The sequence below is a fragment of the Frankia sp. R82 genome, from assembly GCF_023716925.1.
GTDB lineage: Bacteria > Actinomycetota > Actinomycetes > Frankiales > Frankiaceae > Frankia.
This window is the reverse complement of record NZ_JAMQQG010000019.1, coordinates 1-14,249: the sequence shown is the minus strand read 5'-3', so window position 1 is coordinate 14,249 and position 14,249 is coordinate 1. Positions and strand designations below refer to the sequence as shown.

At 68.9% G+C, this 14,249-nt stretch carries 13 protein-coding genes and 1 pseudogene; 8 read left to right on the top strand and 6 right to left on the bottom strand.

What is annotated here, in order from left to right:
• Positions 1–302: 302 nt before the first annotated feature.
• Positions 303–866, bottom strand: coding sequence for a kinase (locus ND747_RS05335; RefSeq protein ID WP_285900043.1), 564 nt, complete (start codon positions 864–866; stop codon positions 303–305).
• A gap of 287 nt (positions 867–1,153) precedes the next feature.
• On the opposite strand from ND747_RS05335, the gene ND747_RS05330 reads away from it, so the two are divergent.
• The 5 genes and pseudogenes from ND747_RS05330 to ND747_RS05310 all read left to right on the top strand — a co-directional run bounded on the left by ND747_RS05330 (position 1,154) and on the right by ND747_RS05310 (position 7,384).
• Positions 1,154–2,683, top strand: coding sequence for a hypothetical protein (locus tag ND747_RS05330; protein ID WP_251732289.1), 1,530 nt, complete (start codon positions 1,154–1,156; stop codon positions 2,681–2,683).
• Positions 2,680–3,387, top strand: a pseudogene (locus ND747_RS05325) (5-formyltetrahydrofolate cyclo-ligase); the annotation flags it as partial. The gene ND747_RS05330 and the pseudogene ND747_RS05325, both read left to right, overlap by 4 nt.
• Before the next feature lie 1,151 nt (positions 3,388–4,538).
• The gene (locus ND747_RS05320) at positions 4,539–5,753 is read left to right on the top strand and encodes a hypothetical protein (RefSeq protein WP_251732286.1); all 1,215 of its coding nucleotides are present in this window, start codon (positions 4,539–4,541) and stop codon (positions 5,751–5,753) included.
• Positions 5,754–5,858: 105 nt separating this feature from the next.
• Positions 5,859–6,473 carry a 2'-5' RNA ligase family protein gene (locus ND747_RS05315; RefSeq protein ID WP_251732284.1) on the top strand — a complete coding sequence of 205 codons (615 nt, stop codon included), beginning with the start codon at positions 5,859–5,861 and terminating at the stop codon, positions 6,471–6,473.
• Positions 6,470–7,384, top strand: coding sequence for a hypothetical protein (locus ND747_RS05310; RefSeq protein ID WP_251732282.1), 915 nt, complete (start codon positions 6,470–6,472; stop codon positions 7,382–7,384). Before ND747_RS05315 ends, ND747_RS05310 begins: the two co-directional genes overlap by 4 nt.
• Before the next feature lie 200 nt (positions 7,385–7,584).
• Here the strand turns inward: ND747_RS05310 and ND747_RS05305 are convergent, their stop codons facing one another.
• A complete protein-coding gene (locus ND747_RS05305) occupies positions 7,585–8,091 on the bottom strand; it encodes a hypothetical protein (protein ID WP_251732281.1) in 507 nt (168 codons plus the stop codon).
• Positions 8,091–8,654 (bottom strand): RNA polymerase sigma factor, encoded by a 564-nt coding sequence (locus ND747_RS05300; protein WP_251732279.1) that lies wholly within the window; start codon positions 8,652–8,654, stop codon positions 8,091–8,093. Before ND747_RS05300 ends, ND747_RS05305 begins: the two co-directional genes overlap by 1 nt.
• Positions 8,655–8,899: 245 nt before the next feature.
• Between ND747_RS05300 and ND747_RS05295 the strand changes: the two genes are divergently transcribed.
• The 3 genes from ND747_RS05295 (at position 8,900) to ND747_RS05280 (ending at position 11,854) form a co-directional block, all read left to right on the top strand.
• Positions 8,900–9,751, top strand: coding sequence for a helix-turn-helix transcriptional regulator (locus tag ND747_RS05295; RefSeq protein WP_251732278.1), 852 nt, complete (start codon positions 8,900–8,902; stop codon positions 9,749–9,751).
• Entirely contained in the window at positions 9,748–10,107 is a 360-nt protein-coding gene (locus tag ND747_RS05290) for a DUF397 domain-containing protein (RefSeq protein ID WP_251732276.1), read from the top strand. Before ND747_RS05295 ends, ND747_RS05290 begins: the two co-directional genes overlap by 4 nt.
• A 1,099-nt stretch (positions 10,108–11,206) precedes the next feature.
• The gene (locus ND747_RS05280; RefSeq protein ID WP_251732274.1) at positions 11,207–11,854 is read left to right on the top strand and encodes a hypothetical protein; all 648 of its coding nucleotides are present in this window, start codon (positions 11,207–11,209) and stop codon (positions 11,852–11,854) included.
• A gap of 329 nt (positions 11,855–12,183) precedes the next feature.
• Here the strand turns inward: ND747_RS05280 and ND747_RS05275 are convergent, their stop codons facing one another.
• From ND747_RS05275 to ND747_RS05265, 3 genes are all read right to left on the bottom strand, one after another.
• Positions 12,184–12,339 carry a hypothetical protein gene (locus ND747_RS05275; protein WP_251732273.1) on the bottom strand — a complete coding sequence of 52 codons (156 nt, stop codon included), beginning with the start codon at positions 12,337–12,339 and terminating at the stop codon, positions 12,184–12,186.
• 255 nt (positions 12,340–12,594) lie between these two features.
• Positions 12,595–13,374, bottom strand: a complete 780-nt coding sequence (locus ND747_RS05270; protein ID WP_251732272.1) for a hypothetical protein — start codon at positions 13,372–13,374, stop codon at positions 12,595–12,597.
• A gap of 145 nt (positions 13,375–13,519) precedes the next feature.
• Entirely contained in the window at positions 13,520–14,029 is a 510-nt protein-coding gene (locus ND747_RS05265; protein ID WP_251732270.1) for a tyrosine-type recombinase/integrase, read from the bottom strand.
• Positions 14,030–14,249 lie beyond the last annotated feature (220 nt).

Here is a 14,249-nt window from a genome sequence, read left to right as displayed (position 1 = left end):
CATGGAAACGGCCCTCACTGACGGTAGGCACAGGGGAACCGTTACACCATCGCCCTGACGGTGACGGCCAGTCATTCCCGCCGCGACGAAGAATCTGTTCGTCCGACAGGACCCCTGCTGACCAGGAGAAACACTCGCGGAGGCGGCCGTTACTTCGAGCCGGCACCACCGCCGAGGATGCGAGACGTGATCGTCCGGCCGCCGGAATCGGGTCGGCGATTCGACCGCCGACACACACCGAGCCGCATGCAGTCCCCGCCGAACGCCTGAGCGCCCCGACGGCGTGGCCGCAGCCGACGAACTCAGCGGCAAACACCGTCAGGATCGACCGGGCCATCGAACGAGGCGAGGGACGACAGCAGCCCCGTAGTGTTCCTGAGGAACGCGACGGTTCGCGCAAGCGTGAAATGCTCGGGAACGACCCGCTCGCCGTCAACCCCCAGCAGATCGCGGGCCAGGTACCAGCCCCGCATGTCCTCGCCGCTGAACTCCGCCGCCTGGGGTCGGGTGGCGTGCCGACGCAGCGTCTCCTCGAAGGACACGTCGAGATAGAACACGAAGCTGCGCCCCCGATGAGCCCGGAGCAGACCGCTGATCATCTTGGAGTGAGATGACGCGGCGAGGATGCCTTCCAGCAGGACGTGATAGCCGTGATCAAGGCAGAAGCGGACAGTCTGTTCGATCAGACCCGGCGCCACCCCGCCGGGCCGGTCCCGCTCGCGCAGCAGGACGCGGCGCAGATAGTCCTGCTCCACCCACGCCACACCGCGGCCGGCCTGTGCCCGCAGCGACCGGGCGACCGAGCTCTTCCCCGATCCCGAGTTGCCCCTGATCACGACCAGTGTGGTGGCGGCCGAGCCGACCATCGAATTGTCCTGCACGCGGCCATGCTGCCAGCGAAAGGTGACGGCGCCGGCCGCTGCCCGGAAGCCCCCGCGCGAGTCGAGCACGATCTTCCTGCTGGTTACTCAAGGCTGCCGGCTCCGGTACGCCGCGACAGCCGCCTAGCTCGCGAGTACACCGCGCAACGCCCGGACCACCATCTCGGCTGTACCTGCGGAGGACGTGACTGTACGGCTACCGTTAAGACGGACTGATTGCTGATGCGGGTTCTCCCCTGGGAATGCCCGCTGCCGGCGAGGGGGAATCTTGGATGTCCAGGCCCAAGGCGAGCCTGCGCGCCGAACAGGACGACCTGCGCAGTCGGATGCGGGATCGTGGGAGAACGCATCAGGAGATCGCCGTGGAGTTCGCTCGTCGCTACCGGTATCGCCCCCGGGCGGCGCATCGGCATGCGTTCGGCTGGACGTTGACACAGGCCGCCGACCGGATCAACGCCTACGCCGCCGAACACGGACTCGACCCCGCGGGCAAGGCGCCGATGTCCGAGCCGAAGCTCAGCGAGCTGGAGAACTTTCCGAGGTCGCGTGTGCGTCGGCTCATGCCCCAGACCCTGGCCCTGCTCGCCGGTGTCTACGGGACCGAGGTCCACGCCCTGCTCGACCTCGACGACCATGACCATCTCAGTCCCTCGGATCGGCTTCTCCTGGCCAGCATGGGCGCCTCCCTACGGGCACCCTCCACGCCGGCTCCGCCGCAGCCGGCTCTGGCCGGACCGCTGAACCCGGCCCCGCCCGCAGCCGACCGATCGCCGGACCGGCCGGCCCACACACCGGCTCTCGATCCCGTGACATGGCCTGTCCAGGCGGCGGGTCCGCAGGAGTCCGTCGAGGAGCGTCTGCGCCACGTCCGTGACCAGCCCCGATCCGTGGACCTGGTGACCATCGCGCTCCTGCGCCAACGGGTCGAGGACCTCGATGCCCGCTACGACCGCACGCCGCCGACAGAACTGCTGCCCGAGGCGGGCCAGATGCTCACCCTCGCAAGCTTTCTGCGCTCCCAGTCTCCGACCATGCGGCTGCACCGGGAGCTGCTGACCGCGGAGGCCGAAGCGGCGATCCTCATGGGTCAGCTCATCTGGGACGCCTCCCAACGACGCGACCACCACCAGGCCCACACCTATCTGGGCCGGGCCGCCGCCGCAGGCCGCGAGCTGCGCAATCCGATCCTGGAGGGATTCGCGCTGTTGCGGTCCACGATCGTCGCCTTGTACGGCGAGCGGGACCCACAATCTGCGCTCGATCTCGCTGGCCGCTGCATGACGGTGACCGCGGGCTCCAGCGATGCGCTCACCGGCCTGGCCACGCTGCACGCCGCCGAGGCATATGCCATGCAACGCAGCACCACCGGATGCGAAGAACTCCTCGGCCAAGCCGAACACCTTCTGGGCAGCGCCACCACCGCGGACGAGGCGAGCTACCTGTACTCACCCAGCCACATCCCGCGCATAGCCGGATCCTGCTACCTGGCCCTCGGCCAGCCGAAAAAGGCCGAGGATCTCCTGACACGCGCCTACTCCCACTCGCGCAACCCGGCCAAAGCTGACGCGATCGTCCTGGGGAACCTCGCGCTCGCCCACATCCGCCAACGGAAACCCGACGAGGCCGCGCACGCCTTCCATCAGGCCCTCGACGTGGTCACCCGCACCTGGGGCGGCGGCGGCATCACGATGGCGTTCACGATCAGCCGCGAACTGAGGCCCTGGCGCCACATGCCGGCCGTCGCCGACGCCTGCGACCGTCTCCTCGACGTCATGGCCTCCCCAGCCCACACAGCCTCATGAACCGCGACGTCCGCGACGCCAAACAGCGCGTCCGCGACCGGATCTGGACCCTGCTGGCACGCGAACACGCCGCGCCACCCGACGTCCACGGCTACATCCCCGCGTTTACCGGCGCCGACGAAGCCGCCGCACGACTCGCCGCCCTACCAGCCTGGGCATCGGCGCGGATCGTCAAAGCCGTTCCCGACCGGGCCCAACAACCCGTCCGCGCCCACGCCCTGCGCGACGGCAAGACCCTCTACATGGCCGTCCCCAGACTGGCCGAACAGCTGCCCTTCTACCGTCTCGACCCCGCCACGCTGCCCCTGCCTCCCGAACAGACCGCCGACCGGCACGTCGCCGCCGCCGTCGCCCACCCGGTCGGCGTGAACGACATGCACCCCGTCGACCTCGTCGTCTGTGGCAGTGTCGCGGTCAACCCACACGGCGTTCGGCTGGGGAAAGGCGCAGGCTACTCCGACCTCGAATTCGCGCTTCTCCAGGAAGCCGGACTCATCCGACCCACCACCACCATCGTCACGACCGTCCACGACCTTCAGGTCGTCGACGACGATCTTCCAGAAACCCGCCACGACTTCAGCGTCGACCTCATCGTCACCCCCACCCGCACCATCACCTGCGGGCCACCTCGCCGCCCCGAGGGCCTCTACTGGCAGGACCTCGACGGCGCCACCATCAGCGCAATCCCCGTCCTGGCCACACTGCGAGCGGACCGGCCGCGGCTCCGGAGGATTCCTACGGCATCCGAGGACGATCAATCTCCTGGCCGCGCCGACGGACGCCTGCCGTCTGCGCGCGCTGGGCCTACCCACCATCAGCGACACCGTCCTCGTCCGGCCCGACCATGAACATCCCTATCTAGACGTTCACCGACCACCCACCCCTGCCCACCACGTCCTGGACCCCTCGGTGCGGCTCGTGGTCCTGCCTATCCAGCTGTCACCGGCGAGTTCGCAGCACCAGCCAGGCTGGCATCACCGCATGCTGACCGGCCTTCCCGGTCGCCCGGTGTTTGTTCGACCGGTCGACAACGGCACCGGTGGCCTGCGCCGCTGGGGACCCGTCGACGTATTGGAAACCGCGAGCCGTTCGGCCGCCGCGGTCCTGACCGACGTGACAGCCGATCTTGGACCACCCGTGCTGATCGTGGCCGTCGACACCGCGTTCGCTGGCCTGGCCCCACCTGTCCGAGGATCTTCGGGGACGTCTGGTGACACTCCTGCGGTCTCTCGCTGTACAGCATCGCCCGGACGAGAAGGAACGTTTCCGCTGGGAGTTCGCAGGGTGTCGCGCCACCTGCAGGGAGGCTGACGGTGGGGGGCGATCTCCGACCACAGGGCGTCCTGCCTGACCGGTGCTCACCGGTCCACAAGGTCCGGGATGCTGACGCCTACCCACCGCGCCCGCTGGTACACCCGACCACCGACGCCGGACGACTCCACGCCGTTGTCGCCCACCTCGCAGCCCTGACCGATACCCAAGCCGTCGTCCAGGCCCTCGGCCCGCCGGTAATCGATCCCCTTGTCATCCCCGCGCAGGCACGCTTGTCCCTTTCGGTGCCGCACCGGCCCGTCACGAGCAGTGGGCGGCCATGCTCGCGGCAGGCGAGATCGTGGATGCATCCTCGCTCGCGGCCTGGGCGCTGCTGTGCGTGAAGCCCGCTCGGCGGAGTGGAGCTCCTTCCGGTCTCGCGGCGCTCAAGGTGACCGGGTAGCTGCTGACTACCGCCAGCATGTCTTCCGCCGGCGCATCGCGCGGGAGCGCCCTGCCCGAGTCGACCTGCATCTGTCCGTTCGACCGCCGTTTTCTGGTACATAGGGGAAACTGGTGCTCGGCGTCAGGGGGTAGGAGGCTCATGGACGAAGCGATCATCACGCGGCTTCGGCGGGCGGCGTCCGAGGGTCCCGGCGCGAGGGACCGGGTGTGCGATGAGGTTGCGGCCGAGCTGATCGCCGCCAGCATCCAACCGCAGTTCATGATCGCCACGGTGGATCTCGGGGCGGACCCGGAGTTGATTTGCGCGGATCGTTACTGGCGGTTGCGGTTTCTACGCGCTCCGACCATCGAAACCGCGGCGTCCTGCGCCCGCTGGCTGGCCGATCACACCGACGACCAGGCCCGCGCCCGGATCGCGGAGATCTGGGCGTTGGGATATGCGTTCATCACCCGGGACAACGTCGAGTCGCGTGAGGACATCACCCTAGCCACCGGCCGTATCGTCGAAACATACAGAGGCGCGCCGGACATCTGCTATTTCGCGATGCTTTATCATGCCGGGAAGCTGCGGGCTGACTTCTGGTATGACGAGCTTCACCTGTTCCTGGATCGGTCGTTGCTGGCCATCGCCGCCGGCGAGCATCGGGAGCAGCCGCTGTTCACCGCGCTACGCGCGTTCGCCAGCCTCGGTCGAGGCGACACGGCCGAGGGGCGAACCCTGCTGGGTACCGCCTGGGTGGCGCCGGGCCGGTCTCGCGCTGTGGTCGATGTGTGCGTGCATGCCCTGGATATCGCCTCGCCTTCGCCCGGCCAGGTCCGCGAACTGCTGGAGCACGCCACCGCCGCCGCCTACGAATTCCCTGATCATGGAATGATCTATCGGCTTGCCCGCGCGCAGCGTCTGTGTGGCCATCTCGACGAGGCGCTGGCCAGCATCACGCGGGCGCTGGTGCTGCTGCCTGCTCTTGGCAGCCGAATCAGCCATGAGCATTTCCAGGAACGGTATATCGGTGAGCGAGAAAAGATCCAGGATCTGATGAATGGGCTCGCTGCGGCCGTTCCCGTGCAGCCGGAGGACCGCCCTGGCGTGGCCGCCGTGGCGGGCGGCGGGCTGTACCGCGGGGTCCTGGCGATCTGGGTGGTGTCCACCCTGGTGATGGTGGTCGTGGTCGTAGGAGTCACGCTCACCGTTGGTGATGACTGGTCGATGGGTGCGCGGCTGGGGGCGGAGGGGGTGCTTCTGGTGGGGCTTCTGCTCGTCGTCGGCTGTGCACATCTGATGTTCCGCAGGGTTGTCCACCGGGCTAAGGCGGCGCTGCGGCCGGCGGACCAGCGCCCATCGGACCTGTCCTGATGGCCCCGGGACGGGTGGTGCTGGTGTCGGCGCGGGCGGTGAGACACGTCGCCCACAGACCACCGTTCCTGCAGATGCCGCGGGTCGTTCGGAGTGGAGGGTGCGGTGCGTGACTTCTGGGGGCGGCATCTGTGGCCGGCAGGTGAGAGGCGTTGGCATTGGCATCTGCTGCCACCGCCCGAGGCGGCCACGCGGCTGGTGGATGCCTACGAGCTCGGCGTATGTCCCGAGGTCGACGCGGTCCCGGCCGGGTGGATGCATCTGACGCTGCTCAGCGTTGGCCCGATCGGCGCTGCCTCGCCCACGGAGATGGTCGCTGCTGTCGCCGAGCGGTGCGCCGGCCTGGCACCGGTCCGGCTGACGTTGGGTCCGGCCTACGTCGCGCGCAGCGGGGTGCTGCTGCGGGTCGCGCCGGAGGCGCCTGTCGTCGCGCTGTATCAGGCGATCGTGGGGGCGCTCGGGATGGTGGAGTCCGCGTCGTTTCGCCCACATGTCTCTCTCGGCTATGGCACGCGCGACCAGGCCGACGACAGCGCTCTGCAGGCGTGGCTGGATGCCCGACACCCACCCCCGGTGGAGATCACCGTCAGCGGTGTCAGCCTGGTCGATCAGGTTCAGGATCTTCAGGCACGCCAGTACCGGTGGACACCCCAGGCCCATGTCGACTTCACCGGCCCTGCCGCGGGCACGCCGACAGCCGGTCGGGGCAGCGCACCGTGACCTCGGGTTCTTCACCGCCGTCGGAGGTCGAGCGTGCCTGGCGGCGGGCGGAGGCCCTCCTCGCCGGCCTGGCCCCGGTGGCCTGGCGGGCGCAGGCCGAGCGGCTGCTTGTCAGCGTGTTCCTCGCGCAGGCCCGTGAACTGGGCATGGCCGCGGACGAGGTGCCGCTTGCGGCCACGGGCTACCGGCTGGGCTCCCCGGAGCGTGTCACCGCCTATCTCGCCATGATCTCGCCGGGGCCCGCGTTGCAGTCCCAGCTGTATGCCGACAGGCAACGCTGCGGTGAGAAGGATCTGCTGTGGGTCGAGGACGTCGACGGCAGGCGACCTGACAATCCGCCGCTCCTCGATCAGCACCGCACGGTACAGCGGATGGCGAAACGGGCCGTCGACGCCGAACGGCTGCGAGGCCTCGGTGGACTTTGCCTGGGAGATCGGGTACTTGCCCGGTCGGACTGGAACCACCCGGAGCCGCCCACTCCCGCACGAATCACAGACGTGCAATGGAGCCCACCACACACCGCCGGTATCGACCGGGACACGGAGCTGGTGGACCACTTCTATCTCGAAGCTGTGAAGGTTCCCCGCGGTACAGCACCAAGATCGCCGATCGGTGGGCCCGGGGAGCTTCTGCTGCCACCCAACGACCCGCGCCCCGTTCTCGCCCGGACACTGGCCTGGCAGTGCGCCGCAGCAGACCTGCACACGGTGTTCCGGACGTACCCGCACGCTCCGGAGGTTCTCGGGGAACTGACCGGCCGCGCGGCGGACTACACGGGCCGCTGGCCTGCTATCGCCGCGAAGGTCCGACAGGTCGCCGAGCGGGCGGCAGCCACCCCGCACGCCGCCGACACCCTCTGCCTCGACGCGGCTATCGCGTTTGTCCTGCAGTCGGAGCACGAACGGCCGTAAGCAACGCGGGCCCGGTGCTGCTGGTGGAACCAGCCTGGTAGCCAGCCAGGCCGCCCTCGGCAGGCGAGAGAAAGATCCGAGTGCCGGGAAGACGGTGGTGCAGGTCGCGTGGGACGGCGGACACCGGGCCGAGTAACGCGCCGACTGGCACGCCGAAGTGGCGGGTAAGGGGCTGGGGCTCGTATGGCAGATGGCAGGGCTTAGCGGCCGGGCTGCACGGCGACGGGCACGTCGCAGGTGCACACCTGGCGGTCGCCGTTGCGGCGGGTCTGCACACGACAGGCCAGGGCGGTGAGCAGCGCCATGCGCCAGACCGCCTCGTCGGACAGCGGGCTACCGGAGGCGCCGTCGGCGGTGACCGTGACGCGCACAGCGGTAGGCGTGGAGGTGAGCTGCACGTGGAGGGACTGGCTGTCGCGGTGGGCGGCGAGCAGTTCGGCGGCGACCTGCACCACCGCTTGGCGTACCGCCGCTGGTTCTCCCCACAGGGTCAGGACCCGGGTGATCTCCCGGCGTGCCACGGCCAGGCTGACCGTGCCGATCCTGCCGCTGGTGGCGGCCACCTGCGTGTCGTACGGCGGGTGTTCGGTCGCCGGCAGCGCGCGGTCACCGGTGTGGGCCGCGCTGGACGGTCGGGCGTGGCATTGCCTGGCCCAGCGGGGACGGCCACCGGTGGTCGGTGCTGGATAGTGAGGGGACGGGCGCATCACGCGGCCCTCGCGGTGTCCGCGGGTGGGTGGGCCTGGCGGGCGAGGGTGGCCAGTGCGCGGAAGGTGTAGCCGCGCACGGTGGCCGGTGTGCAGTGCATCGCGGTCGCGGCGGCGTGCTGGCCGAGGTCGAGATAGTGGCGTAGCAGGACGGCCTGACGTTCGCGGGGCGGCAGTTCACCGATCGCCGTGACGATGCCGGCGGGCAGCAGGCCGCTCAGCGCCGTCTCCTCCGCGCTGGCGGACACCGCCGTTGACGAGGGCCGATGCGAGGCGGCGACAGCCCGCCGCCGCACAGCGCTGCAGGCCAGGTTCGCCACGGCCCGGAACAGGTACGCCCGCCCGGTACGCGGATCGACCTGGTCCCACCGTGCCCATACCCGCAGGTAGGCGTCCTGGACCACGTCCTCGCCATCCTCGCGAGAACCGTCGCCGAGATAGCGGCACGCCACCCCGACCAGCTGCTGGTAGTGCTCCAGGTACAGCGCGGTCAGGGACGCGCGCGTGTCCGTCTCGTTGGCGCCCGTGGGGATGGGCGGCGACGACACCTGTTCCTCGGTCATGATCTCTCCGTCCGGCATGGCACCCGGCACGCTCCCGAGTACCCCGCGTACGGGCCCACCATGACCCACACCCCACCCAAAGTGCAAGTGCAAAATGCAAATCCATATGATCGCATGTTGGAGGGGGTCGTCCCGCCGCGATCGTTGCTGTGTGCGGGGGCCACAAAGTGGGATTGCAGATCATGCCGGCTGGTCGGCGGGGTGGAGGTGGCAGACTGGGCGGGGACTTGGGAGAGGAGCGCGTCATGTCCAGCGGCGCCGGCCCTACCGCGCTACGCCGTCAGCTCGGCGGCCGGCTACGCGAGCTACGCGCCGCCGCCGGTCTGACCGCGCAGGCCACCGCCGAGCGCATCGACGTGTCCCTGTCGACCATCAGCCGCATCGAAACCGCCGACACCCGACCGAAAGGCCCTGTGCTCGCCGCGCTGCTGGCGCTCTACCAGGTGGACGACGATGTGCGGCGGGAGCTGACCGAGCTGCACCGCGCGTCGGGGAAGCCGGGCTGGTGGCATCCCTACCGCGGTGACCTTCCGCCCTGGTTCCATCGCCTGCTCGACCTTGAGGACACCGCCCGGGAGATCGCGACCTACGAACCCCAGCTCGTTCCCGGTCTGCTGCAGACCGAGGCGTACGCGTCCGCTGTCCTGGCCGCGGACCCGGACACCACTCCCGAGAGCGTCAACCGCCGGGCCGAGGCTCGCCTACGCCGCCAGAAGCTTCTCGACGGACCGAACCCACCCCGACTGTGGGTGATCCTCGAAGAGTCCGTGCTGCTGCGCCCGGCAGGCAACCCGACTGTCATGGCCGAGCAGTTCCGCCACCTGCTCGCCGTCGCCGCCCGCCCCCGCGTCAACCTGCAGGTCGTGCCCCTGTCCGCCGGCGTCCACCCAGCCCTCGGCGCCGGCTTCACCATGCTCACCTTCAATGTGGACCAGCCACCGCTGGTCTACGTCGAGGAAACCGAAGGCGCGAACTACCTCGAACGCCCACCCATCGTCCGCCGCTTCGCCAGCCGCCTCGACCACCTCCGCGCAGTAGCCCTGTCCCCACAGGCCTCACACGACCGGATCCACCAACTCGGCAGGGAAAACCCATGACCACAAAAACCTTCCGTAAAAGCACCGCGAGCGGGCCCGACGGCGGAAACTGCGTCGAAGTCTTCCCCGGCGCAGACGTCGTCGAGGTCCGCGACAGCAAAGACCGCGACGGACCCGTCGCCGCCTTCACCCCCACCGCCTGGGCGGCACTGTGCACCGCTCTGCTCGCCGGCGACCCCACAGACACCATCCGCCCTCTTGCCGACGGCGGAGCCCAGATACGCCAAGGACCGACAGCTCTCACCTTCACCCGCAGCGAATGGGACGCCTTCCTCACCGGCGTCGGCAACGGCGAATTCGACCAGCTACAGGAAAGCCGACACACAAGCCCCCACCTGGCACCAGCCACACGCTAGAACGACAAGATAGAAGAAGCCGCCCAGCTCGGGGGGTGCCGGGCGGCCCGCACGCCACATTATCATCAGATGGCCATACGGCCGCCGCGAATCGTGCGTTATTCCGGACCCAGTGGGCATCGGCGCTCCTGGCACGACGCAGCGGGAGATTGACGGCCAAGGGCGCTGTGCGTGTCGGCCCGCAGTTGCCCGACCAGGGAGCGCGCCGAGGTTGCGCCTACATGTAGTCGTTTGCGCAGCATCTCGGCGAAGATCGGCCGCTGGTGCTGCTGCCAGTGCAACACATCCTCGGCGCGTGCACGATGCAGCACATCCTGCTCCCGCCACCAAGCCATCGTGACGGCGCGTCGCCTCGGACGGTGAAGCTGTCTTTTCGGTCGGCCTGCGGGCCGATGGCGTGACTGTCGTGTCGGCACAGGTCATGCCAGATGGATGCTGCTCGAAGGAGCGTCGGTGCGGTGCCGGAACGGCGAGTGGAGGTGCGCGTCGGCGTTGCCGACGAGGGCGGTGGACGCGACGTCGACGACGCCGAAGTTCCCTGCAGAAGCAGCCTGTCGCCCGCTGTTCGCGGTTCTGGCAGAACCTAGGCAGAGGGTCGGTCCAGCCAGCCGCGCCTACCGGAGAGTCACCGGATCAGGGAGTCGTCCTCACCAGCGAGGGACGCAGTGGCGTCGTGTTCCGCCCGGCGGCGCAGCGTGATCACACCGTCCGTCAGTGCTTCCTTCCGCGCCGGTGCGCTGTTCCTACTCGGAAACCAGGGGCGGCTCACGGAGTCAGCTACCCGCCTGCATGAGACGCGAGCCAGTGGCTGATCGCCTTCCAGAACTCGACCGGCTGCTCCTCGTGTGCATAGTGTCCGGCCCCCGTGATGGTGTCGGCTGTGGCTGTGAGGGCGTGGACTGCGGTGTCGGGATCGAGTCCTATGATCGACCCCATGCTGGGCGAAGCGCCAACGGCGGCTGGATGTGTGGCAACGCGCCATACCTGGCTTCGTGGCACCTCAATGCCAGACTACGTGGCCCTTAGCCACGATGGGTTGGTGCTGCTCATCGAGGCTAAGACGTGGCGCCCGCCTCACCTCGGCCGGAACGAGTCGGGCATGTCCTTGATCGCCGAAGGACTCCGTCTGATCTTCGAGACGGAGCGGATGGCGGACGCTTTCCGCCTTCTATGGCAGTCCCACGATGCGGCCAAAGGCCACCCGGCGTTTAGCCTGAGTCACGAGCTGGCTCACTACCTGCTCCACGATAAGTCAGGTCGCGATCACACCGAGCCCGTCGCTCCTGCGCGTGCCGTCACGCCGTGGCTTCGCTCCTGCGTCGAACCTTCATCTGTCGAGACCCCGCCCACCGAGCTAGCCACCGACCCCAGCCGGGCGCTGCACCCGCTGATTGCCGCCCCGGCCTACGCGCGCGATCTGGCCCAGAGACCGGACATCTGGCCGCCCGACCTCGCGCCGGTGTTCTCCCAGACGAGCGACATTGCGGCGCCCGGGATCCGGCGCGAGCCGACGTGGCTTTCGCGCGCCGTGCTGGCACGGCTCGACTACCTCGCCGGACGGCTCCGGGGGCATAGCCGTGCCGGTGCCCGACATTGGCGCCAGATACTCCTTTCCTACTTCTCCCGGGCCTTCGCCCGCATCAGCCGGGCAGCCCGCGTCCTGGCGTCAGCTCCGCACCGGCCGTGTGATCTGTTGCCGCTCCGCGGCGCCTACACGCCTACTGCACCGCCGACTCTCGCCGTCTGACGAGCAGCGGGCGCTGGACCGGCACGACCTTCGCGACGCTCGTAGATCCCTTCCCGCCGAGCATCACGGGGAGTCCGGTCGCTCCCCTGGAGTGCGGGTACGCGATGTTCCCCTGGGCCGTCCTTGTGGCCTCACCCGTCGTCGTCTGGTGCGCGGCGTGCCTTGCGTTGTTCATCGTCGCCGTCCTGGCCCAGCGCTGGGCAAAGTTGCCGAACGCTGACGTGGTGCGCCTGCTCAATGCCACGGCCATGAAGTCGCCAGCGGGAGCGCCGACTGCCCTTATCCGCCGCCGGCCCGGTTCGCCGCGCCCCTAACGGCGGCATGATGGCTCACGACCAGCGGTCGTCATCCACGTCTGGGGCGAACGCCGCCTCAGTCTCCGCGCGGGTGTCGATTTCGACCTCCAGCATCGTGGCCGTGGCGTGGAGGCAGTGTGCGGCTCCGGTCATCGCCTCGTGGAAGCGGCGCAGGTGCCAAGCGTCCACCGGAGCTGCGCAGGCTCGGCTACGGCTAGGACGGTTGTGGCGCTCGGCTGTGAAGGGTCGTGTGGGTATCGCTGCGCAACTGCGCTACCAGTCCTCGTGCTGTCCCGTCCCCACCACAGTCACGATCTCCCTCTCCCTACCCACCCAGGTTACAAGATGATAACCATCACCTGACTCACCTCATCTTGACGGGTAGGGCGAGCGTCGTGGCGGAACACGCCGCCTGGTTTCAGGTGGCCCGCGTCGCAGCAGCCGTCAAGGCTGCGTCGAGGAGCGCCGTGTCGCTCGGTCGTGAAGGGTGGCGTGGGTGTCGTCGCGGACCCGCGCGACCAGTTCCCGGGCCGTCCCGGTTCCGACATGGAGACGTTTACGGAGCGTCTCGGCGGAAATAGGTCGTTGGTGGGTCTGCCAGTGCAAGACGTCCTCGGCTCGCGCCCGGTGCAGCAAATCCTGGTCTCGGGCTTCTCTCGTCCGGGTTTCAGGCCTGCCGGGTCGAGAGAGCGAAGGGGCGGGTTGATCCTGCTCGGCTGGGTCAGACGGGGTGAAGGATGCCGGCGAGCCGGGCCGAGAAGCATCCATGTCCGTGGTCTGCATGGCCTGGAGGAGGTCGGGTGCCACTTCGCCCCAGCCGATCAAGAGCAGCGGGCCGACCGCGTCAAACGCGGCACGCCCGTAGTGACCGGCAATCAACGGCTCGGCGATGTTCAGAGACAGGGTGACGAGGCTGGCGAACAGCAGCAGGCGTCGCGCCGCGCGCAGCACTTCCGCCGGCCCGTCGTGTACTGAAAGGTATCTGGTGCCCAGCAGCAGCGCGACCACGGACAGGTCCACCGCAGGCGCGACCAACGGTGCCACCCAGATCGGAACCCCCAGCCGCACCCCGAGCGCGAAGCTGTTCCCGAAGCCGAACAGAAACGTCAACGCGACCACCACACCGACGATCACGGTCACGAGACGGGCCGAAGCATCCAACCCCACTCGAAATTCGGGACATATGTTCGATTCGCTAGATGATGTAGAAGTCGGCGCGGTCATCGGGCATCGTCCCTGGTCAGGGCCCGGGTAGCGACCGGCCGGACAGTGATTTCGGGGCCAGAAACCATGATCGAACGGTTCGGATGCTGGTACACATGGTCCACCCGAAGGCGGGTTCAGGACCTGCATAATTGGCATTTCCTACCTACTCGCTCGCACTGCGATGATCGTTGTGGGTGGACTGTGGGTGAGAAGGGCGCATTACACGCCGCGGAACCGCCCTGACCACCGTCTCCGCGACCGCCTGCCCGGTAGACCGCAACAGGTGCGCGTACAGCCGCGCGGTGATCGACGGGTTCGAGTGGCCGAGCCGTTTCGAGATCAGCGCCAGGTCGACGCCCTCCCGGATCTGGATGGACGCGTTGCTGTGCCGCAGCCCGTGCAGCCGCTGCCGGGGCAGCAGGTCGTCGCCGAGCTCAACCCCCGCGGCGAGGTCGAACGGCAGCGGGCCGGCGAGGTGCAGCACGGCGCCGGCCCCGCGGCGGCGTGTGCAGCCCAGGACCGTCACCTCCCCGCAGGGTTCCCGGTCCCGGTACACCGTCCACGCGCCCTCCGGTGGGCGATGGCGCCGACCGACAGTCAGCGTTGTCGCCCCGCGATCGGCCGGACGCACCAACGCGGTGCACAGCCCGACTCTCCGGGCAATCACCTGCATGTGCTGGGACACGTAGGCCGGAGACAGGTACCGGCCATCCGCACGCGCGAAGATCAGCCCGGTGAGGTGAACGGGTTCTCCGCGGCGGCGAGGGATACTCGGCGGTCCCGGATCTGTGCACGTTCAACGTCGATATCCGGCTCACCCCCGCCTTCGATGACAAGGCCGCGCTGGACCTGCTGCGGACCCAGGCGGCACAGGTGGACGCCGCCTGGCCAGG